Annotated in this window: 21 protein-coding genes; 8 read left to right on the top strand and 13 right to left on the bottom strand. The window is 60.0% G+C overall.

Going from position 1 to position 18,831, the window contains the following annotated elements:
* Positions 1–27: 27 nt before the first annotated feature.
* Together HMPREF2993_RS09525 and HMPREF2993_RS09520 are read right to left on the bottom strand one after the other, a co-directional pair.
* Positions 28–1,317, bottom strand: a complete 1,290-nt coding sequence (locus HMPREF2993_RS09525; RefSeq protein ID WP_046647016.1) for an ABC transporter substrate-binding protein — start codon at positions 1,315–1,317, stop codon at positions 28–30.
* A gap of 119 nt (positions 1,318–1,436) precedes the next feature.
* On the bottom strand, positions 1,437–2,426 hold the full coding sequence (locus HMPREF2993_RS09520) for an ABC transporter ATP-binding protein (RefSeq protein ID WP_070515993.1): 990 nt from the start codon (positions 2,424–2,426) through the stop codon (positions 1,437–1,439).
* A gap of 71 nt (positions 2,427–2,497) precedes the next feature.
* Between HMPREF2993_RS09520 and HMPREF2993_RS09515 the strand changes: the two genes are divergently transcribed.
* Positions 2,498–3,403, top strand: coding sequence for a biotin--[acetyl-CoA-carboxylase] ligase (locus tag HMPREF2993_RS09515; RefSeq protein ID WP_070702108.1), 906 nt, complete (start codon positions 2,498–2,500; stop codon positions 3,401–3,403).
* A 43-nt stretch (positions 3,404–3,446) separates the two neighbouring features.
* On the opposite strand, the gene rbsD is transcribed toward HMPREF2993_RS09515, so the two are convergent.
* The 6 genes from rbsD to HMPREF2993_RS09485 are packed head-to-tail and all read right to left on the bottom strand — an operon-like array spanning position 3,447 to position 9,114.
* Entirely contained in the window at positions 3,447–3,821 is a 375-nt protein-coding gene (gene rbsD, locus HMPREF2993_RS09510) for a D-ribose pyranase (protein ID WP_070702107.1), read from the bottom strand.
* Complete coding sequence (locus tag HMPREF2993_RS09505) at positions 3,814–4,722, bottom strand: ribokinase (RefSeq protein ID WP_049156354.1); 909 nt, start codon at positions 4,720–4,722, stop codon at positions 3,814–3,816. The genes rbsD and HMPREF2993_RS09505 overlap by 8 nt, the downstream gene beginning before the upstream one ends.
* The gene (locus HMPREF2993_RS09500) at positions 4,719–5,633 is read right to left on the bottom strand and encodes a D-ribose ABC transporter substrate-binding protein (protein WP_046647013.1); all 915 of its coding nucleotides are present in this window, start codon (positions 5,631–5,633) and stop codon (positions 4,719–4,721) included. Before HMPREF2993_RS09500 ends, HMPREF2993_RS09505 begins: the two co-directional genes overlap by 4 nt.
* Positions 5,634–5,645: 12 nt before the next feature.
* Positions 5,646–6,587, bottom strand: a complete 942-nt coding sequence (locus HMPREF2993_RS09495; RefSeq protein ID WP_046647012.1) for an ABC transporter permease — start codon at positions 6,585–6,587, stop codon at positions 5,646–5,648.
* A gap of 2 nt (positions 6,588–6,589) precedes the next feature.
* Entirely contained in the window at positions 6,590–8,128 is a 1,539-nt protein-coding gene (locus tag HMPREF2993_RS09490; protein WP_070702106.1) for a sugar ABC transporter ATP-binding protein, read from the bottom strand.
* Complete coding sequence (locus HMPREF2993_RS09485; RefSeq protein WP_070702104.1) at positions 8,125–9,114, bottom strand: LacI family DNA-binding transcriptional regulator; 990 nt, start codon at positions 9,112–9,114, stop codon at positions 8,125–8,127. Before HMPREF2993_RS09485 ends, HMPREF2993_RS09490 begins: the two co-directional genes overlap by 4 nt.
* Before the next feature lie 425 nt (positions 9,115–9,539).
* Between HMPREF2993_RS09485 and HMPREF2993_RS09480 the strand changes: the two genes are divergently transcribed.
* Positions 9,540–9,983 (top strand): hypothetical protein, encoded by a 444-nt coding sequence (locus HMPREF2993_RS09480; protein WP_070702102.1) that lies wholly within the window; start codon positions 9,540–9,542, stop codon positions 9,981–9,983.
* Here HMPREF2993_RS09480 and budA read toward each other — a convergent pair.
* Positions 9,980–10,699, bottom strand: coding sequence for an acetolactate decarboxylase (gene budA / locus HMPREF2993_RS09475; RefSeq protein ID WP_070702100.1), 720 nt, complete (start codon positions 10,697–10,699; stop codon positions 9,980–9,982). The two genes, HMPREF2993_RS09480 and budA, sit on opposite strands and share 4 nt — an antisense overlap.
* On the opposite strand from budA, the gene HMPREF2993_RS09470 reads away from it, so the two are divergent.
* The 3 genes from HMPREF2993_RS09470 to HMPREF2993_RS09460 all read left to right on the top strand — a co-directional run bounded on the left by HMPREF2993_RS09470 (position 10,685) and on the right by HMPREF2993_RS09460 (position 13,047).
* Positions 10,685–11,947: a 5-(carboxyamino)imidazole ribonucleotide synthase gene (locus HMPREF2993_RS09470; RefSeq protein ID WP_070702098.1), complete on the top strand. Its 1,263-nt coding sequence runs from the start codon at positions 10,685–10,687 to the stop codon at positions 11,945–11,947. The two genes, budA and HMPREF2993_RS09470, sit on opposite strands and share 15 nt — an antisense overlap.
* A 42-nt stretch (positions 11,948–11,989) precedes the next feature.
* Positions 11,990–12,490 carry a 5-(carboxyamino)imidazole ribonucleotide mutase gene (purE, locus tag HMPREF2993_RS09465; protein ID WP_046647007.1) on the top strand — a complete coding sequence of 167 codons (501 nt, stop codon included), beginning with the start codon at positions 11,990–11,992 and terminating at the stop codon, positions 12,488–12,490.
* 86 nt (positions 12,491–12,576) lie between these two features.
* On the top strand, positions 12,577–13,047 hold the full coding sequence (locus HMPREF2993_RS09460) for a YdcF family protein (RefSeq protein ID WP_070509553.1): 471 nt from the start codon (positions 12,577–12,579) through the stop codon (positions 13,045–13,047).
* On the opposite strand, the gene HMPREF2993_RS09455 is transcribed toward HMPREF2993_RS09460, so the two are convergent.
* The gene (locus HMPREF2993_RS09455) at positions 13,028–13,489 is read right to left on the bottom strand and encodes a hypothetical protein (protein ID WP_070702096.1); all 462 of its coding nucleotides are present in this window, start codon (positions 13,487–13,489) and stop codon (positions 13,028–13,030) included. The genes HMPREF2993_RS09460 and HMPREF2993_RS09455 overlap by 20 nt on opposite strands.
* A 38-nt stretch (positions 13,490–13,527) precedes the next feature.
* Positions 13,528–14,568, bottom strand: coding sequence for a ribonuclease HI (locus HMPREF2993_RS09450; RefSeq protein WP_070702094.1), 1,041 nt, complete (start codon positions 14,566–14,568; stop codon positions 13,528–13,530).
* Positions 14,569–14,661: 93 nt separating this feature from the next.
* On the opposite strand from HMPREF2993_RS09450, the gene HMPREF2993_RS09445 reads away from it, so the two are divergent.
* Together HMPREF2993_RS09445 and HMPREF2993_RS09440 are read left to right on the top strand one after the other, a co-directional pair.
* On the top strand, positions 14,662–15,156 hold the full coding sequence (locus HMPREF2993_RS09445) for an RNA polymerase sigma factor (RefSeq protein ID WP_046647003.1): 495 nt from the start codon (positions 14,662–14,664) through the stop codon (positions 15,154–15,156).
* Positions 15,149–16,198 (top strand): hypothetical protein, encoded by a 1,050-nt coding sequence (locus tag HMPREF2993_RS09440; protein WP_070515981.1) that lies wholly within the window; start codon positions 15,149–15,151, stop codon positions 16,196–16,198. The genes HMPREF2993_RS09445 and HMPREF2993_RS09440 overlap by 8 nt, the downstream gene beginning before the upstream one ends.
* Here the strand turns inward: HMPREF2993_RS09440 and HMPREF2993_RS09435 are convergent.
* Positions 16,195–16,752, bottom strand: coding sequence for a TetR/AcrR family transcriptional regulator (locus tag HMPREF2993_RS09435; RefSeq protein ID WP_070515980.1), 558 nt, complete (start codon positions 16,750–16,752; stop codon positions 16,195–16,197). The genes HMPREF2993_RS09440 and HMPREF2993_RS09435 overlap by 4 nt on opposite strands.
* A gap of 121 nt (positions 16,753–16,873) precedes the next feature.
* On the opposite strand from HMPREF2993_RS09435, the gene HMPREF2993_RS09430 reads away from it, so the two are divergent.
* A complete protein-coding gene (locus tag HMPREF2993_RS09430; RefSeq protein WP_070515979.1) occupies positions 16,874–18,049 on the top strand; it encodes an acyl-CoA dehydrogenase family protein in 1,176 nt (391 codons plus the stop codon).
* Positions 18,050–18,182: 133 nt separating this feature from the next.
* Here the strand turns inward: HMPREF2993_RS09430 and HMPREF2993_RS09425 are convergent, their stop codons facing one another.
* Complete coding sequence (locus HMPREF2993_RS09425; RefSeq protein WP_070523112.1) at positions 18,183–18,785, bottom strand: DDE-type integrase/transposase/recombinase; 603 nt, start codon at positions 18,783–18,785, stop codon at positions 18,183–18,185.
* Positions 18,786–18,831: the final 46 nt, after the last annotated feature.

Below are 18,831 nucleotides of genomic sequence, written 5' to 3'. Positions count from 1 at the left end.
ACTCGCGCCCCCATGCACGCTGGGAAATTAACCCTGCGAAGCGGCTTCGATGGCTGCCTTCATATCCTTCGTGGCGTCATCGACGGACTTGCCTGCGGTGAGCGCCGCGTAGGCGTTATCCTGAACCGCCTTGGAGATGGCGGTGTAGAACGGGGAGACCGGACGCGGTGCGGCGTTCTCCAGGGATTCCTTCAGAGCCGGCAGGTACGGGAACTCTTCGACGAGGGAGTCATCGTCGTAGATGGAAGCCAGCACCGGCGGGAAGGAAGCCTCGGCGAAGGACTTCTGGTTCTCCTCGTTGATGATGAACTTCATGAAGTCCAGGGCCGTAGCCTTGTGCTCGGAGTTGATATTGATGCCGTTGTTGTAGCCACCGAGGGTAGACACCCCGACGCCGTCCTTGCCCACCAGCGGCTGGACCTCAAACTTCACGCCAGCCTCTTCGGCGTTGGTGTACATGTACGGCCAGTTGATGGCAAAAGCGGTCTTGCCCTCAGTGAAAGCAAGGTTGGTCTCCTCCTCCGTTGTGGCGGTGGAGTCCTTGGAGATGGTGCCGTCCTCGTAGGCGTCGACAAGCGCCTGCAGGCCTTCCTTCGCCTCGTCCGAGTCAACGGCGACGTTGCCCTCGTCATCCAGGATGGAGCCGCCCCAGCCCTCGATGAAGCCGGCGGTGTTCACGGTGAGACCCTCGTACTGCTTGAGCTGGGTGGTCAGGCAGGAAGCATCATCCTTGATGGCCTCACAAGCAGAAGCGATGTCGTCGAACTTCTCCGGAGCCTTGTCCGCCAACTCGGTGTTGCGGAAGAGCAGCTGGCCGTTGGTGTTCTGCGGCAGCGCGTAGAGGGTGTCGTTGTAGGTGGCGGATTCCACGGTGGGCTCCAGCAGTCCGGAGGTATCCACCTCGAGGTCACCGGTCAACGGTGCCAGCCACTGGTTAGCGGCGAAGTCCGCGGTCCAGACCACGTCCAGCGCCATGACATCGTAGTCAGAGTTGCCCGCCTGCAGGGACTGCACGAGGGTCTCGCGCTGTGCGTCGGCCTCGCCGGCGAGCTCCTTGAGCTCGACCTTCTCATCTGGGTGCTCGGCGTTCCATGCCTCGATGATGGGCGTGATCTTGTCGGTATCGTTCTTGCCCATGGCAAAGGTGATGGGGCCGCGGCCGTCACCATCCGTCGAGGCGGCATCGGAGCCAGTGCTTGACGACGATCCCTCGTCGCTCGACGAGCAACCCGCCAAGGTCAGAGCAAGGGCAGCGGTGGTAACGACTACGCCGCGGCGGACAGAGCGCAGCGAGCTAGGGAGAAACGGCTTCTTCATGGAGTATTCACCTTTCGGAAAACTTCTGGTGACTTCAAAATAGGGGATCACCCCCACAATGCACGTGGTTTTGACGTTTAATTCACTCAAAATGGGGGTAAAACTACCCCTGATTCTTCTTAAACCTCGATGCGCTGTCCGGTTTCAGGATCGAAGCGGTGCGCCTCCCGGGGGTTGAAGGTGAGGACGACGTTGTCCCCGCGCTGTGGAACGTTATCGCTCGCGCGGGCAACGAAGCGCTGCTCACCCACCATGACGTAGACGAAGGACTCGGAGCCTAGCTCTTCTACGAATTCCACGGTGCCTTGGAAGCCCACCGGTCCCTTGTTGATGAACATCTTCTCTGGGCGAACGCCAACGCGGCCACCGTTGTAGTCAAAGATGTTCATCGCGGGGGAGCCGATGAAGCCGGCGACGAATTCGTTAGCGGGGGAGTCGTACAGCTCGCGCGGCGGTGCAACCTGCTGCAGGACACCGTCCTTGAGCACGGCGACGCGGTCTCCCATGGTCATGGCCTCCACCTGGTCGTGGGTGACGTAGACGGTGGTGGTGCCGAGGCGCTGCTGGAGGCTGGCCAGCTCCGCACGGGTTTGCACGCGCAGCTTGGCATCCAGGTTAGATAGCGGCTCATCCATGAGGAATGCCTTGGGCTCGCGCACGATGGCGCGGCCCATGGCGACGCGCTGGCGCTGGCCACCGGATAGATCCTTCGGCTTACGCTCCAGGTACTCCGTTAACCCTAGAGTCTTCGCGGCTTCCTCTACCTTGGCTTTGATTTCAGCCTTGGGCATCTTGGCCAGCTTGAGGGCGAAGCCCATGTTCTGGGCCACGGTGAGGTGCGGGTAGAGGGCGTAGTTCTGGAAGACCATGGCGATATCGCGCTCGCCGGGCTCGAGCCCCGTGACGTCTTTACCATCGATGAGGATGCGGCCGCTGGAGACCGGCTCAAGTCCTGCGAGGGCACGCAGGGTGGTGGACTTACCGCAGCCGGACGGGCCGACGAGGACTAGAAACTCGCCATCCGCGATCTCGAGATTGAGGTCTTTGACCGTGGGGTTCTCGGCGCGGGGATAGGTGATGCCGACGTTCTCAAAAGTGACCTTTGCCATGCACATACACTAGCACCCGCTGCGGACACAGTGCGCGTGGTCGAGTACTAACGGCGGGTAGGGGTGGCAGTATGACAGCTCTAAATCTTGACCGCATCCGCGAAGCTCTCGACGGTGATTTTTCCGTCATCGATTACACCGAGTCCACTGGCTCGACCAATACCGATCTCATGGAGGCGGAGAAGGTTGCCGATGGCACCGTGCTGCTCGCCAACGAGCAGGTGTCCGGCAAAGGCCGATTGGGCCGTCAGTGGGTGAGCCCGGCTGGATCCCAGCTCATTTTCTCCGTGCTCATCCTTCCGGATTCGCTCGATCACTTGGGCACCCTGCCTCTAGCCGCAGGTTTGGCCGTGACGGATACCGTCGAGGGAGCGGTACTCAAGTGGCCGAATGACGTGCAGATCGACGGCAAGAAGCTCTGCGGCATCCTCGCGGAGGCCGGTCCGGTGGGTGAGGCCTTCAAGTCTGCCCCGAAGACGGAGGTCTCCAAGGCAGAAGTCAACAAGGCAGAGATCAATAAGGCTGAAATCAACAAAGCGGAGATTAACAAGGCTGAAATCAACAAGGCTGAAGTGAATAAGGCCGAAATCGCCCCGAAGACCGAGGCCGCTAATCCGCCCTCAGCCCGCGTGGTCGTGGGCATGGGCATCAACGTGACGTTGACGAGGGAGGAACTGCCCATCGAGGCCGCGACATCGCTCGCGCTCGAAGGCCTTGAGACCGACCGTACCGAGCTGGCCATCACCGTGCTGAAGAACCTGCGCCACCGCATCACGCAGTGGGAGCAGCAGGATCCGCAGCTCATGACTGATTACCGCAAGGTGTGTTCTTCGATTGGGCAGGAGGTTCGGCTCGAAGCTCCGACCGGCGACGTCATCGGCACCGTCGAGGGTGTGGCAGATGACGGACGCATTAACGTCGGCGGCGAGTACTACTCCGCCGGCGATGTCATCCACCTGCGCCCCGCTGGCCAGTAGCGAGTTGGGATCGCCTGCTTTTGGGCAAGAATCACAAGGTCTTTTAGAAGGGCACGCCGGAACGGAAGATGACGTTGGAAAACGGCGTCGTTGACCCAGTACGCACCACGAAAGAGGCGTTGGCAACTTGACGTTTGAGTTCCTCGTGTGCGACTTCCGTCAGCGGGATGCTGGGGAGCAGCGTCCGAACCTCTGGCGGAGTGGCGTCCGCAATGGTGGCTGCTTCGACTACCACTTCGGTGAGTAGCGCAGAAAGCGTATCGCCGAAGGATGGGATGCCAAAGGTCAACGTCAAATCAATAACTGTCACATCCTGCGGTATGGGAAGCCCGCAATCCGCGATGACGAAGGTATCGGTGTGCCCAAGACGAGCGACGGCGCTGGCGAGGGCTGGGTTGAGGATTCCAGACTTACGCATTGTCCACCTCCGGTAAGCGTGAGGAAGTAGTTGGGTAAGAAGGTTGTGCTCCATTGCCGGTTGTAGCGAATGCTCCGACGCGGGCGGCGAATGATGCCGCATCGATGAGTGAGTCGCCCTGCAAGAGTCGGGAGCACAACGCGCCGGCGAAGGCGTCGCCAGCACCGGTGGTATCTATGGTGGTCACGCGTGGGGTAGGTATATCCGTGCCGCCTTCTGGGGTGGCTACGTACGCTCCACGCGCGCCAAGGGTTAAGACTACGGAGCGGAAGCCAGCCTCAATAAGTCGGTGAGCAAGCTCGTGAGGGGTGCCATCGGAGGGAAGACCGAGCTGCTCTAAAATGAGACCAGCCTCGTGCTCATTGGCAAGAAGCGGATTGGCTTGCAGCAGGCTTTCACGGTCGACTTGGACAACAGGGGCGAGGTTAACCACGACGCGTCCATTGCTGTGTTCTACTGCGGCTTGAAAACCGGAAGCAGGGATTTCACCTTGTAGGAGAACAATGTCGGCATCGGCGATGGTGGAGGCGCGAGCGGCGACAAAATCTGAGTCGACTTGAGCGTTAGCGCCGGGGGAAATGACGATGGTGTTCTCGCCGTCGGCGGAAACAGTGATGACAGCGAGGCCGGTATTGGTGTCTACCTGCTCTACTGCACTGAGATCGATACCCGAGGTCCGCATGTAATGCATAGCGGGTTCCGCATAGGGATCAGACCCTACGGCGCCAACGAAAGCGACATGCGCACCAAGTTGGGCCGCGGCCACTGCCTGGTTTGCGCCCTTGCCCCCGGCTAGGATTTCACCGCCAGAACCCAGCAGGGTCTCACCGGGCTGAGGGTGGCGCTCTGCGTGGACGATGAGATCGGCATTGATAGAACCGACGACAGTTAACTTGCTCATTGGAATTCCTCTACGTTGTCGCGGGTAACGGTGATGACTTCTACGGGGACAGATTTCTGTGCCTTTTCACCATGCAGGAGTTGTGCGGCTTGCTCGATGGCGCGGGCACCGAGCTCGGCTGGTTGCTGAGCGATAGTAGCTTCCAGCTTGCCGTCCTTGACAGCCTTAAGTCCGTCGAAAGTACCGTCAAAGGCCACGATCTTGACCTCGGAACCAGCGCGCGATCCCAGGGCTTCGACGGCGCCAAGGGCCATTTCATCGTTCTCCGCAAAGATGGCCTTGATGTTCGGGTTGGCTTGCAAAAGGTTGGTGGCTACATTGAGTCCCTCTGTACGATCAAAATTTGCTGACTGTTTAGCAACCACCTTGATGCCCGGGTACTTGGCAATCTGTGACTCGAAGCCCTTGCCACGTTCGCGCGAGGCCGACGTACCTGCGGTGCCCTGCAGGATGAGGATGTCACCTTCTTCGCCGATGGATTTGGCCAGTTGATCTGCTGCTTGGGCACCGCCGGCGACATTGTCGGAGGCAACCATGGAATCCAAATCTACGCCGTTAACGTCGCGGTCTACACCGACCACAGGGACACCATTGTTCTTGATTCCGCGTACTGCTGGAGCTACAGCATCGGAGTCTGTGGGGTTAACAACCACCACTTTCGCGCCCATCGACGTAGCGTTGCCGAGTTGATTGACTTGCTGAGCAGGATCATCCGAGGCGTCTTGGATATCGAGGGGGACTCCGAGTTCTTTGGCCTTGTCCTGTGCGCCATGGCGTAGCTCAACGAAGAAGGGGTTTGTCTGGGTTGATAGCGCAAGAGTTATGCGCTGACGGTCTTCCTCAGAGCGGTTGCATGAGACCAAACCCAAAGCAAGAACGGCAACGAGAACTGCAGAAATGATCTTTTTCATGAGGCACTCCTTTTAGTTAGCCGTCTTATTGCGGAAGACGTCGAAGCCCACGGCCAACGCGATGACTAAACCGATGACAATCTGCTGCCAGAAGGAGGAAACATTGAGGAGGTTGAGGCCGTTTCGGATGACCGCCAGCAAAATAGCGCCAACCAGAGTTCCCGTTGCTTTGCCTTGTCCACCAGACAGCGAGGCACCACCGATGACGACTGCGGCGATGGCATCCAGCTCATAACCGGTGCCTGCTTGCGGTTGTGCAGATTCGAGTCGGCCCGCCATAACCATGCCCGCCCACGCTGCGAAGAACCCAGAAAGCGCGAAAACTGCGATCTGGATGCGCTTGACTGGGAGACCGGAGAGGCGAGCTGCTTCGAGATTTCCTCCGATCGCGTACATGGAACGGCCGAGCACAGTGCGCTCGAGGATGAACCAGCAGAGGAGCCCGGCAATCACCATCATGATGATGGGCACTGGGAGGCCGGCTACGTCGCTGCCAAAGAAGTTGACCGAAGGCGCGGTCTCAATGGGAGAGCCTTGCGAGATGACGAGGGTTAGGCCACGCGCAATAGACATCATTGCCAGTGTTGCAATGAAGGAGGGAATCTTTCCCCACGCAGTGGCCATTCCACAGATAGCGCCCGCCAAGGCACCCACACCGAGACCAATGAGGAGAGTCAGCCAGCCCGGAAGCCCAGCAGTGGAGAACATATAGGCCGACACCATAGCGCCAAGAGCGGCTACAGAACCGACAGAAAGGTCGATTCCCGCGGTAACAATGACGAAGGTCATGCCGAAAGCCAGGATGGCCACGGTAGCTGCCTGGATGCCTACATTAAGTAGATTCGTTACGGTTAAAAAATACGGGGTGGCGATGAAAAGCGCTATGCACAGCGCGATGAGGCCGACGAGAGCGCCATTGTTCAGAGCCCAGTTGGTTACACGATTCTTGGTCATAATTAATCCTTGGGGTCGTGGCTAGCGGAGTTAGTAGCGGCAGCGGAAGTTGCTGAAGTTACGTTGGCTACGGCGAGGGTCATGACCTCGTCTTGAGTGGAGTCTTTTGGCAGTTGCCCGGCAAGTTGGCCCCCCGACATGACGAGGATCCGGTCAGACATTCCAAGTACCTCTGGTAGATCAGAGGAAGCCATGAGGACCGCGCCGCCGGCAGCCGTAACCTCGTTAATGATGTTGTAGATTTCGACCTTGGCGCCTACGTCGACGCCGCGGGTTGGCTCATCGAGTAAGAGAACTTTTGAGTTGGCGAGGACCCACCGGCCGAAGACTGCCTTTTGCTGGTTTCCGCCGGAGAGATTGCGGATAGCCTGGTCAAGCCCGGACATACGTATACGAAGTTTTTCTGCCACTTCGCCCGCACGCCGATGTTGGCCAGAACGGTCCGCAATCCCAGCTCTAGCGGTGGGGTAGAGCGTCGCGAAACCGAGATTGTCTGCTACCGAAGCATCCAGGACTAGCGCCTGTGCTTTCCGGTCCTCGGGGATATGTCCCACTCCGGCGCGAATTGCGGCGCCGATGTCGCCACCTCGAAGTTCTTGGCCATTCACACGAATGGATCCTGAATCGTAGGTGTCTGCGCCAGCAATGGCACGAATGATCTCCGTGCGGCCAGCGCCGACAAGTCCGGCGAGACCGACAACTTCGCCGGAGTGGACCTCGAAGGAGATGTCCTGAAACGAACCTTGTGTAGTCAGGCCTGCAACTTCAAGCAAGACCCCGCCGCGCTCGGGCGGAGTGTCGCGCGGGTACTGGTTTTCGATACTGCGACCGACCATCAGCCGGACCAGTTCATCCTCATCTGTATCGGAAGGGACCTCGGCGATGAAGGCACCATCGCGCAGTACGCAAATGGTCTCCGCGATCCGTGCCAGTTCATCCAGGTGGTGGCTGATAAACACCATCGCCACGCCTTTTGCTTTGAGTCCTTCGAGAACTGTGAAGAGTGCATCGACTTCTTTGCCGGTCAACGCGGCTGTGGGTTCATCCAAGATAAGGATGCGCGCATTCATGGAAAGGGCTTTGGCGATCTCAACCAGCTGCTGCTTGGCGACGCCCAACTCACCCACCGGAGTATCCAAGTCAACATCAAGTCCGATGAGGTGTAGGGCTGCTTGCGCTTGAGCCTTGAGATGCTTGCGGTTGACAAGTCCGTAGCGTTGCGGAGTGCGACCGAGCACAATGTTTTCAGCCACTGACATCGTCGGCACCAAGTTGAGTTCTTGGTGAATAGTGGCGATACCGAGGGCCTCGGAGGCCTTAGTATCGGGGATTCTAACTTCTTTGTCATCTACTAGTATGCGGCCAGAGTCCGGTTCGTGTACGCCCGCAATCATTTTGATGAGCGTGGACTTACCGGCGCCGTTTTCGCCCAAAAGGGCTTGAACTTGGCCTCTCCGAACGCTGAGGTCGACCCCTTTAATGACATCAACGGGGCCGAAGGACTTGGTTACGCCTTCAAGTTTTAGGACGGTTTCACTCATGTGAGTTCTCCAGGGAATCGGTAGGCGGTGGACATTCGTGGGATATAGCGGGTATCGATGACCGTCGATTCGGGCTGCCGCTTGTTATCAATTGCGTCAACCAAGCGAGCGGTAGCTTCCTCTCCCATGCGCGTAACGTTCTGGTCTATGACAGAGATTGGCGCTGGTTGGAAACGTAAAAAGATGAAGTCATCGAAGCCAACTAGTGCGATTTCTTCACCAATTCTTTTGCCAGCGTTATGGCAAGCTTCTAGCGCGCCTGCGGTCATCATGGAATCGCCTGCGACTATGGCTGTGACGCCTTCTTGAAGAAGCGCGATGGCGCCCTTGTATCCAGATCGGTGGCGGAAGCTGCCGTGATGGATGTGGATATCCATTCCGGTTGTTGCATCCTTGAATGCGTTGAGGCGCTCGCGTCCGGTGGACGTTTCTTGGGGGCCAGAGAGATACCCAATTGACGTATGTCCCTTGCTCTTGAGCTGGGCCACGGCCGCATGTATCCCGGTAATTGGGTTTGAGACCACGGCTGGGAGGTTTTTAAGAGAACGATCGATGAGTATCAGTGGGCGAGATTCCGCCGCGCGCTGCAGTGCATCTTCTGCACCTTCGAGCGGGACACTGATGATTCCGTCTACCTGGCGTTGGGAGAGGGTGTCGAGAGCTTTGATGAGGCGCTCTGGGTCTTCTCCGCAACTGGTAATTATGGTCGAGAGTTTGCGCTTGTTCGCTTCTTCTTCCACTGCAGCGGCCATGGCAGCAAAATAGGCATTGTCCAAGTTAGGGATGATGAGCCCTATGGCGTCGGACCGAGAGTTTCTCAAGGCTCGTGCCTGAGCGTTGGGCAAATAATTGAGCTGTTGCGCAATGCTCATTACCTTCGCCCGTGTTTTCTCGGAGATAGCAGGATTTCCGGCAAGGGAACGCGAGGCGGTGGAAACTGAAACCCCGGCCGCAGCGGCAATATCTTTTAATGTGGCTCCAGGCATGAAATCCTCCCTCCTGTGGCATCTAGTGCAATCGATTGCACAGGTGTTTCTCAACCTACTGCCGGCCTTTCCCGCTGTCAAGGGTTTTGTGTCGTGCACTAGTCGTGAGGTCTAGAAATTTCCGCGTCTGACGTGGTGGCAGGCCCGATATCGAGATTCCCGTATGGCGCTTTTCGCAAGGCGTCTGTCAGAAGGCATTAGTCAAAAGGCGTCTTTACTCCCAAAGACGCCTTTTGTAGGCCGACAGATGGTGTTTTCAGGGGCAAAGACGCCCTTCGACTGATGCCTTTTAGGAAAAGCCATGTGCGATGCCGCGCCGGATCGCCGGGCCGCCGGACTGCCGAGACTAGGAGGCTGTCACCCCTCACGCTCGGGTAGCGGGGGAAGACCGTGGAACGAGTGGGAATGTAGGTACCATGTGCCCCATGAACCTCATGCAGATGGGCCGCGGCGAGGTTGTGCGCGCGGACATGACCGCCCCGTTTCGGACACTGCTCTTTCCTTTTTTAGAGCTCGTCGTCGTCACGGGTGTGTGCTGGATTGCCATCGGCTGGTGTGACTATAACGGTATTGACCTGTCGATTCGCAATGGTTTAGTAGCTATATGGGCCATGCTTGCTGCCTGGCGCTTCATCGTGCCCCTTGTCAAGGCCCGCCGCAAGCGCTTCATCGTGACCAATCTGCGTGTCATCGCCCGCGAGGGCAAGCGCGTTGATTCGATCCCGCTCACCGATATCCGCGGCGCGCGTCGCCGCCGCGGCGGGATTTCGCTGGCACTCCACGGCTATGAGAAGCCGATGTATTTCCCATCCATCCCCAAAGCCAAACGAGTCGAAGACATCCTCAACGAGCAACCAGTCTGGGGCTAGTCCTTAATCTCCGTCGTGTGCAGCTGCTGGTCTAAGTCATCAGGTGCCAGGTTGGCGGAGCGGAATTCGTGGGTCAGTGGCAGGCGCAGGTCGAGGTCCGTGCCAGGGCAGAGCTCAATGGTGGCCTCATCTACCGTGTAGTCCAGTACATGTCCGCCGGAGGTGCGCTCGGCGTCGATAAAGTGTACGTGGCATCCGGGGACTGAAATACCCTTCTCAAACACCGGTGTGCGGAAACCGCCGATGACGCCTTCAACGTCGTTAAAGCACAGCTCCTTATCGCCGCCTACTGCCTGAGCCATCGGCGGATAAGGCTTGCTCTGTTTGACCACCGTGCGGGTAACCACGTTGCTGAAGCGCCCAGTGATACGCACCGCGTACATGTAGTTGGCGGAAGGCTCCACCTCATCGATGAAGGCCGACAGCTCCTCGCGCTTGAGCCCCTTGGGCGCGGCCACCTTAATGCGGGGTACGAAATTCGTCGCAACGGCGAAAGGGGTGCCCTGGTCAAGGTCGGCGACGGTTGCGGTGCCATCACCGCGCAGCTGGTAGCAGATGCCGTCGAGGATGATCATCTCCCCGTCCAGCGCATCGAAGGTGCCGATGCCGAAATTGCCCTTACCCAAAAGCTCACCAATGGTCATTTCGCCGTCGTAAATACCGTCCAACAGGGCGGTCATGAGGGAGTTCTGAAAGATGGTATGCCGGACGATCATGGCCCCAAGGCTAGTATTGAAGGAGTGAGTGAACAACACAAACCAACCGTTACTGTTTTTGGAGATGGCCAGCTTGCGCGCATGATGCAGCCGGCCGCGGCTGAGCTCGACATCCACCTGCGCGTGCTGGCCTCCGCGCCAGACAAGTCCGCCGCCCAGGTGATCCCGGACGTCGTTTTGGGCGACTACCACGATCTCGACGTGCTCACCGCCGCTTCGGAAGGCGCGGACGCAATTACTTTTGAGCACGAGCACGTCCCCACGGAGCACGTCCAGGCGCTCATCGCCGACGGTCTCAACGTTCAGCCCCAGCCTTCCGCCCTCCTCTACGCGCAGGACAAGCTGCTCATGCGCCAGAAGCTGGCCGAGCTGGGCGCCCCGGTGCCACGCTTTGCTGCTATCGACTCGGTGGAGGATGCGCGGGATTTTGCCGCGCTTGTCGACGGTCACGTGTGTCTCAAAGCCCGCCGCGGCGGCTACGACGGCCATGGCGTGTGGTTCCCCTCTGCGGAGGAGCTGGAGCCGCTGGTAGAAGAACTTCTCGCGGCAGGCACCCCGCTGATGGCTGAGGAAAAAGTGGCCCTTACCCGCGAGCTGTCCGTGCTCGTCGCCCGCCGCCCCTCCGGCGAAGTGAAGGCTTGGCCGGTCACCGAGTCCGTGCAGCGCGATGGCATTTGCGCCGAAGCGTTCGCACCCGCCCCGAACCTGTCCCCGGAGTTGGCAGAGCGCGCCATTCAGGTAGGCATCAAGGTAGCTACCGAGCTCGGCGTGACTGGCGTGCTTGCAGTGGAGCTCTTTGCCTTCGCCACGCAGCAAGACGCCGGCTCCATCATTGCTTCCGCCTCCGGTGCGCCGGGTGCGGTTGTTGAGGAGGATATCGCCGTCAACGAGCTGGCCATGCGCCCGCACAATACCGGCCACTGGACCCAGGATGGTTGCGTGACCTCGCAGTTCGAGCAGCACCTGCGCGCCGTGCTGGACCTGCCGCTGGGCTCTACCGCAGCCCTGGCCCCGGTCACGGTGATGGCCAATGTGCTGGGTGCCGAAGAAGATCCGCAGATGCCCATGTCGCAGCGCGTCCGCGAAGTGATGGAGCGCTACCCAGAGGCGAAGATCCACCTCTACGGCAAGGACCACCAGCCGGGCCGCAAGATCGGCCATGTCAACGTCGTTGGTGAGGACGTGGAGGAAACCCGCGGCATCGCCCACGATGCCGCCCACTTCCTCGTCCACGCGCAGTGGACTTAAGCCCGCAGCGAGCTTGAAACCTATTTAATAAGGAGAGTTTTTATGGAACCACTAGTCGGCCTGATCATGGGCTCTGATTCCGATTGGCCCACCGTCAAGCCCGCCGCAGAGGTGCTCGCCGAGTTCGGCGTGCCCTTTGAGGTGGGCGTCGTCAGTGCGCACCGCACCCCAGAAAAGATGCTGGCTTATGCCAAGTCCGCCCACGAACGCGGGCTCAAAGCCATCATCGCTTGTGCCGGTGGTGCGGCCCACCTGCCGGGCATGGTTGCCGCAGCCACGCCGCTGCCGGTCATCGGCATCCCGCGCGCGCTGAAGGATCTCGATGGTCTCGATTCGCTGCTTTCCATCGTGCAGATGCCGGGTGGCGTTCCGGTGGCCACCGTATCCATCGGTGGTGCCAAGAACGCCGGCTTGCTCGCCGTGCGCATCCTCTCCGCGGGCGACCCAGCCCTCGTGGAGAAGATGGCGGCCTACCAGGAGAACATGGCCGCCGAGGTAGAGAAGAAGGACGAGAACCTGCGTTCCCAGCTCCTCGGCGAATAAAGCGGGAAGTCGACCGGGGAGATTGATCTTAAGAGCCGACTACGCACATACTCATGCTGACCAGTATGCACGCTAAGCTAGCGGGCATGCAGTTTCCGCTTCTGGTGTTGGGCGCGCGCGTGGAGGGCGGCGAGCCGGGCTCGCTGCTGCGCAGCCGCTTGGACCGCGCGGTGGTGATGGCGCGCGTGCTGCCGGAGGAGCCGATCATCGTATCCGGTTACGGGGAAGCGGAGCCGATGGCGCGCTACCTCATCGAGCGGGGCGTTAATCCGGAGCGGATTCGCCTCGAACCACTCGCTACGAGCACCAACGAGAACCTCGAGCGCGCGCATGCGCTGTGCCCGGACTATAGCTATTTTCGCGTTGTGACCAATGACTTCCACGTGCTGCGCACCCGCCTGTGGGCCTGGCACCTAGGGATTCGGGTCCGCATGCACGGCGTTGGCACCCCGCGGAAAGACCGCCCGTGGAACTACCTGCGCGAGGTGGTGGCGACTCCGCATTCGCTGCTGCGCATCGTGTGGAGGCGGGTGGTTGCTAGGCGCCGAAGAAGATGAGCACGAGGGCAACCAACCAGATGACAAACCAGTGGCGCTTCTGCGGCGTGGTCGGGTTGGCTTTCTGCTGCAGCGTTTTGATGAAGTACCACGCGCCGGGCAAAGCGAAGCCGAGGCCGAAGGCTACGTCGCCATCGGTAATCGCGGTGAAGCCGACCAAGAATGAGAACAGGCTGAGCAGGCCCTTGAAGACGGAAAAGCGGTGAATCTTGCCGCCCGTTGAGTGCTGCTCGAGGGAATAGTCCTGCAGCGGGGCCGGGGCGTATGCGTGCTCAGACTCGGCAAAAGGCTCAGCAAAAGGATCCGCGAAAGGCGTCACAGGCGGAGTCGCAGAAGGCGCCGCATACGCCTCACGCGCGGGCTCCGCGAAGGGGTTCGCTCCACGGCCGCTGAAAGGCTTGGCCGGCTCCTCAAAAGGATTGGAGTCAAAGGGATTGCTCATGCGATTTACCCTAGGCCACCAGTGCGCCGAACCCCGAATTAGAGCTTAGCCAGCGTCTTCGCGATGCCCTCTTTCAGCGTCGCCCGCGATTGCTTCATCGGATGCGCAATTGCGCGCAGGCCCATGTACGCAATCTGGTCCGCCGCCCGGTTCAGCGGGTCACCCGCATGCCCCATCACCCGACGGATGGTTACCTCGCAGATCCCCTCCACGTCGTGCCATGCCTGCTGGAAGCGCGAGCGCGAGCCCGAGGATAGCCCCCGCCACATGCCGCGGGAGCGCACCGCCTTTGAGCCCTTCGTCCGAATCTGCTCCACCGCCTCCAAGGCGGCGACGGAGTCCGACTCGATGATCGCCTTGGTTGCGCCAACCTTGAGCAGGTACTTCAGTGCGAGCGTCAAGGATTCGAGCTCAAGCTCATCGGTGCTCGCCGTCGTCTTGCGCGTGCGCAACCGGTAGTCGCCATTGCTGGCCACGAAGCACATGGAGCCCTTGAATACCGTGTCCGAGGAGGCATCCGTAGCGATGCGCACGGTAGCGCCCTCCGGCCAGGAGGAGGCCGTCGAGAAGTTCGGCCACCAGTGCGCTTTCGGCGTTTCTACCTTTACGACCTGCTTCTTGCGCGGCGCCTCGCCCTCCTTCTTCGCGCGGCGCGCGGTGATGCCGGCCTGCTTGCGCCGCACGGAGCTGGCGCTTTTCGACGCCCTATTCTCCTCCGCAAAACTCCCCGTCACGGTGTAACCGCGCTCCTCCAACGCAGCCCGCAGCGCCGCCTGCCGGCGGCCGGTGACGATCCACTTGCGCCCCCGAATATTCTTCGTGGCCTTCTCCAACTCGCGGACGGCCACCTCAACGATGTCGCCCTTTATGATCTGGCCCTTGCGCACAAAGCGCGTCTTCGTGGTGTTGACGGCAATGACCCAGCCGTCGATAGTCCCGTCCTGCGCAGAATCCCAGCGCTCGTCCCACAGTGCAATGGCCACGTGCACAGGTGCTGAGATCATGTGTTTAGTGATCTTGCGCGTGCCGTAGGTGCGCGACTGCGTGCCCGTCAGGGCGGAGAGCTCGAGAGGTTCCATCCCCTTTAGTAAACCATTTGATCAGTCCGCTGTAACGCTTGGGCGTCTGGTGCAACATACTCAGTGAGCCCAATAGGAATCTGGAGTTAATTAGTGTCTGTCCTTACCTTGCCTGGTTCGCGCAAGCGGGAGTTCTCCCGCCTGTTCCGCGAGCATTATCCGGCGGTGCTGGCCTACCTGCGCCGCCGCGTCCCACCGAGCCATGCCGAAGAGCTGGCGGCCGACGTTTTCGAGCGGGCGTGGGCCGGCTTCGACTCGTTGCGCGGCACGCCGCTGCCGTGGCTGTATGGCATCGCCCGCAACGTGATGCGCGAGTTCTACCGCACCCGCCGGGAGACGGAGAACCTCGATGATCACGAGCTGGAGTCCTACGCCGGCTATGACGCAGTCGATGCCAACCTCGACATCACGCGCGCGCTGATGCAGCTCTCGCACGCCGAGCGCGAAATTCTCACTCTCCATGCCTGGGAGGGGCTCGACCATCCCGATATCGCCGAGGTCCTCGGCATTTCCCGCAACAACGTGCGCGTTCGCCTGCACCGCGCACGCACCCACCTTTCCGAACTCACAGGAGAAACCGATGTCTAACTCTCTCGACAAACTCCGCGCCGCCAACCCCGTTCCCGACACTGCGCTTGACGACGCCTCCCTCACCCGCTCCGAAGACACCCTCGCAAAGATCACGAAGGGCCGCCCCACGTGGACCATTGCGGCGGCGTCCGTCGCGGTGCTCGCGCTCATCGGCGGTGCCTTCCCGCTGCTCAATTATTCGGAGCCGGTGGCCTCGGCGGCAGAGATTCTGACCCAGGCCGGCGAGGCAGCCGCAACCCAGCCCGATGCCGTGGATAAGGGCGTGACCGCGAAGGAATACATGAAGCGTGTCGATACCCTCGGCGATGCCACGGCAATCACCGAATATGCGGTGGATGCTGGCGGTGCCGTGGAGGTCTCCTCGCAAGGCGAGGTGCCGGGCTTCGACCCGCAGCCCTCCATCAACCCGGAGGAGCTCGTCGTTGCTACCGACCGCGCCGGGCTGGAGAAGCTGGCGGATTCCGCCCCGAATCGCGCGCTAGGCGCGCTGGAGCTGCTGCTCCAGCCGGGACTGAGTAGCGAGCAGCAGAAGATTGCCTATGACATGCTGGCGGAGGCGGATGGCAATGAGGTCGGCACCGTTGAGGGCGAAGGCGAGGACCAGCTGGTCACCGTGATTCGCGATTCCGACCGCGTCTCCTTCTCCGTCCTGCCCGCCACCGGCCAGTTGGTGCGCGTGGTTGGACTCGTAGGCCCAGACGTGGAAACCACCATCGATGCCACGGCCATTTTGGACTGTGTCTCCGTCACGGGCCTGGAGGGCCCGGACCGCATCTCGCTGGCCTGTGCGGATAATAACTACTTGGTCAACCAGCTTGAATGGCAGCACTGGGGTGCGGATGCCGCGGAGGCAGACGGCGTGGCTATCGAGAACAACTGTGATCCCAACTGCGCGGAGGGCGAGTTTAGCGAGGATCGGGTCAAGGTGGTCGTCGATAAGCGCGTGGCCTGCGGCTACCACGCCGAGGTCTACTCCCGCGTGCGCGTGCAGTACCCGGATGGGCGTGAGGAAGAGCAGCAGATTGGTTGTGCACCCTAGGTAAGTTGGCGCAGGGCGAACTGGCCGTACATGTCACCTAAAGCCTCGGCGGTGTAATCCCCGTCGGGGCTGAACCATTGGGCCACGCCGATGCCCATATCGATGAGCGCCCAGCAGGCGATTTTGAGGTTCTCCGCGTGAAAGTCTCCCTCGTTGACCACGGCCATCCACCGTGCGACATAGTCGCGGCGCAGTTGCAGGACGACGGATTTGTGAGGCTCTTCGAGGTTGGTGAGCTCGTTGTTGACCACGCGGACGCGCCGGGCGTGGGTGGCGTGGTAGATGACGTGGGCTTTCATGGTGGCGACGAGCTTGTCGCGGGGATCGCTCAGCCCGGCGAGGCAGGCGGCGTTGGCGCGCAGGAGGTCCTCCATGGCGGTGATGGTGACTTCGGCGAGAAGCTCTTGTTTGGAGGAGTAGTGGTTGTACAGGCTGGAGGCGCGCATGCCGACGGCTTTGGCGATGTCCTCCATGCCGGTGGCGTGATAGCCGCGTTGGTCAAAGAGGTCGAGTGCGGCGGCGGCGATTTGGTCGCGACGTTTCTGGTTGGCCACGGTGGGGCGTCCTCCTGTTCTAGCTAATGGTGGTTAGTGTACAGGGCAACTGCTTGACAGGTGTCGAGATACACGTCACAATTGTGGCTAATCGTCATTCGTATTACCTGGAGAAGCAACCATGTCCCACAATCTCTTTGAGCGCACCACTGACTTCCTCGGCGTCTTCGACGACCTCTCTGAGGCCGATGCTGCTGGCTGGAAACGTGCCGCTCAGTTCCGCGAGTACTCCGACCCGGTGATCAACAAGCACTGGCAGGCATCTGAGTATCCGCTGGACTTGGTGGAGCGTTTGGGTTCCTTGGATGTGATGACTGATGGCCTGGCTGTGGAAGGTCACGAGCAGATGTCCACGCTTGGTGCTGGCCTTACGCTCATGGAAATCACGCGCGCGGATGCCTCGATGGGTACCGTTATTGCGGTCCAGGCGGGGTTGGCTATGCGCTCCATTGCCATGTTGGGCTCGGAGGAACAGAAGGCTTCGTACTTGCCACAGATGGCTAGCTGCTCGCTGCTTGGCGCATTCGGCCTGACCGAGCCCGCACACGGATCGGACTCCATCGCTTTGGAAACTACCGCGGTTCGCGATGGTGACGAGTGGGTCCTCAACGGCGAAAAGAAGTGGATTGGCAATGGCGCCTCTGGCGGCATCACCATCATCTACGCCCGTATGGAAGACGGTAACGTTAGCGGCTTCATCGTCCCGCAGGAAACCCCCGGCTACTCCGCCACCGTCATCGAGGGCAAGCTCTCTCTGCGTGCGATTCACCAGGCACACATCACGTTGACCGATTGCCGCATTCCTGCCGCCAACCAGCTTCCGGGCTGCCGCAGCTTCAAGGACGTCTCCCGCGTGCTCACCGCGACGCGCATTGGCGTGTCCTGGATGGCACTCGGTTCGGCGGTGGCCTGCTACGAGATTGCTCGTTCTTATGTGCTGGAGCGTGTCCAGTTTGGCCGTGAGCTGGCCAAGGCTCAGATTATTCAGCAGCGCTTGGCCAACATGGTCTTGGATCTTAGTCAGATGATGCTGACGTGCCGTGAGGTTTCTCAGCGAGAAACCGCGGGCACCTTGGCCCCAGAGCAGGCCTCGGCGGCAAAGCTCCACAACACGCGTGCGGCTCGCCGCATTGCTGCCGATGCTCGCGACATGCTCGGCGGAGTTGGCATCCTGCTGGAAAACGACATCGCGCGCCACTTCGCCGACATCGAGGCCATGCACACCTACGAGGGCACCGATACCGTGCAATCCCTCATCATGGGCAAGAAGATTACGGGCTTCTCGGCGTATAAGTAACCCGCCAACCGGGGATGTGGAGAGGCTCGCTTGATGGTCCCTCTAGTTTGGTCCTCTTACTTTGGTCCCTTTGCCCTCGATCGGCGCCTGCCTTTGAGTTGTGAACATCCCCCTGTTTGACGTGGTTGTTACTTTACGCGCTCGATGTCTCGGGCGCTAGGGGTTTGCCGTTGTTGATTTCTACCGTTTTAGGTGGTGGCTTGTAGACGGATTTCCGGGGTCTGGGTCTGCGGTGCGGGTGCGTCGCGTAGTAGACGGTTTCCTTTGCTCGGCGATGTTCAAGGATGTCACGCCACGTGCCTGAATACACTTCACTAGGTGTGTATCCATTCAGCCCGCTGTGGCGGTCACGGTTATTGTATTCGTCGATAATCCTGCCGATGACTTTCTGCGCATGCTGGATATCATCATAGGTTTCTAACGCATAGCGGTGATGCTTGATTGTGCGATGTGATGACTCTTCAAATGGATTGTCATTCGAAACATTCGGCCGAATTAATGACAGCTGCACGCCGTGTTCATCCAGCATGTCCTTCATCATGTGTGAGGTCATGACTTTGCCGTTGTCGGTGTGTACGACTTCAACGCTGTGACCGTTGAGCTCCTGGTCAGCAATGACTTGTTCAATCAGGCGTGTAGCGATGGTCTTTTCCTGTCGGTGTTGGACAGTCCATCCCACAACCTTGCGCGAGTACAAATCCAACGCTGTGTAAAGATGAAAGCCTTTAGCTGGCATGTACTATATATGATAGGTGCTGTTGCAAAGTTGGGCGGAGAGCCGT

Origin of the sequence: Corynebacterium sp. HMSC068G04, assembly GCF_001814885.1 — a bacterium.
Classification (GTDB): domain Bacteria; phylum Actinomycetota; class Actinomycetes; order Mycobacteriales; family Mycobacteriaceae; genus Corynebacterium; species Corynebacterium hiratae.
This window is presented reverse-complemented; position numbering and strand designations above follow the sequence as displayed.

Bases quoted from the DNA above. Each gene is read 5' to 3' on its own strand.
- HMPREF2993_RS09525 (WP_046647016.1), bottom strand. From the start codon at position 1,317: ATGAAGAAGCCGTTTCTCCCTAGCTCGCTGCGCTCTGTCCGCCGCGGC.
- HMPREF2993_RS09520 (WP_070515993.1), bottom strand. From the start codon at position 2,426: ATGGCAAAGGTCACTTTTGAGAACGTCGGCATCACCTATCCCCGCGCC.
- HMPREF2993_RS09515 (WP_070702108.1), top strand. From the start codon at position 2,498: ATGACAGCTCTAAATCTTGACCGCATCCGCGAAGCTCTCGACGGTGAT.
- rbsD (WP_070702107.1), bottom strand. From the start codon at position 3,821: ATGCGTAAGTCTGGAATCCTCAACCCAGCCCTCGCCAGCGCCGTCGCT.
- HMPREF2993_RS09505 (WP_049156354.1), bottom strand. From the start codon at position 4,722: ATGAGCAAGTTAACTGTCGTCGGTTCTATCAATGCCGATCTCATCGTC.
- HMPREF2993_RS09500 (WP_046647013.1), bottom strand. From the start codon at position 5,633: ATGAAAAAGATCATTTCTGCAGTTCTCGTTGCCGTTCTTGCTTTGGGT.
- HMPREF2993_RS09495 (WP_046647012.1), bottom strand. From the start codon at position 6,587: ATGACCAAGAATCGTGTAACCAACTGGGCTCTGAACAATGGCGCTCTC.
- HMPREF2993_RS09490 (WP_070702106.1), bottom strand. From the start codon at position 8,128: ATGAGTGAAACCGTCCTAAAACTTGAAGGCGTAACCAAGTCCTTCGGC.
- HMPREF2993_RS09485 (WP_070702104.1), bottom strand. From the start codon at position 9,114: ATGCCTGGAGCCACATTAAAAGATATTGCCGCTGCGGCCGGGGTTTCA.
- HMPREF2993_RS09480 (WP_070702102.1), top strand. From the start codon at position 9,540: ATGAACCTCATGCAGATGGGCCGCGGCGAGGTTGTGCGCGCGGACATG.
- HMPREF2993_RS09470 (WP_070702098.1), top strand. From the start codon at position 10,685: ATGCCGGACGATCATGGCCCCAAGGCTAGTATTGAAGGAGTGAGTGAA.
- budA (WP_070702100.1), bottom strand. From the start codon at position 10,699: ATGATCGTCCGGCATACCATCTTTCAGAACTCCCTCATGACCGCCCTG.
- purE (WP_046647007.1), top strand. From the start codon at position 11,990: ATGGAACCACTAGTCGGCCTGATCATGGGCTCTGATTCCGATTGGCCC.
- HMPREF2993_RS09460 (WP_070509553.1), top strand. From the start codon at position 12,577: ATGCAGTTTCCGCTTCTGGTGTTGGGCGCGCGCGTGGAGGGCGGCGAG.
- HMPREF2993_RS09455 (WP_070702096.1), bottom strand. From the start codon at position 13,489: ATGAGCAATCCCTTTGACTCCAATCCTTTTGAGGAGCCGGCCAAGCCT.
- HMPREF2993_RS09450 (WP_070702094.1), bottom strand. From the start codon at position 14,568: ATGGAACCTCTCGAGCTCTCCGCCCTGACGGGCACGCAGTCGCGCACC.
- HMPREF2993_RS09440 (WP_070515981.1), top strand. From the start codon at position 15,149: ATGTCTAACTCTCTCGACAAACTCCGCGCCGCCAACCCCGTTCCCGAC.
- HMPREF2993_RS09430 (WP_070515979.1), top strand. From the start codon at position 16,874: ATGTCCCACAATCTCTTTGAGCGCACCACTGACTTCCTCGGCGTCTTC.
- HMPREF2993_RS09425 (WP_070523112.1), bottom strand. From the start codon at position 18,785: ATGCCAGCTAAAGGCTTTCATCTTTACACAGCGTTGGATTTGTACTCG.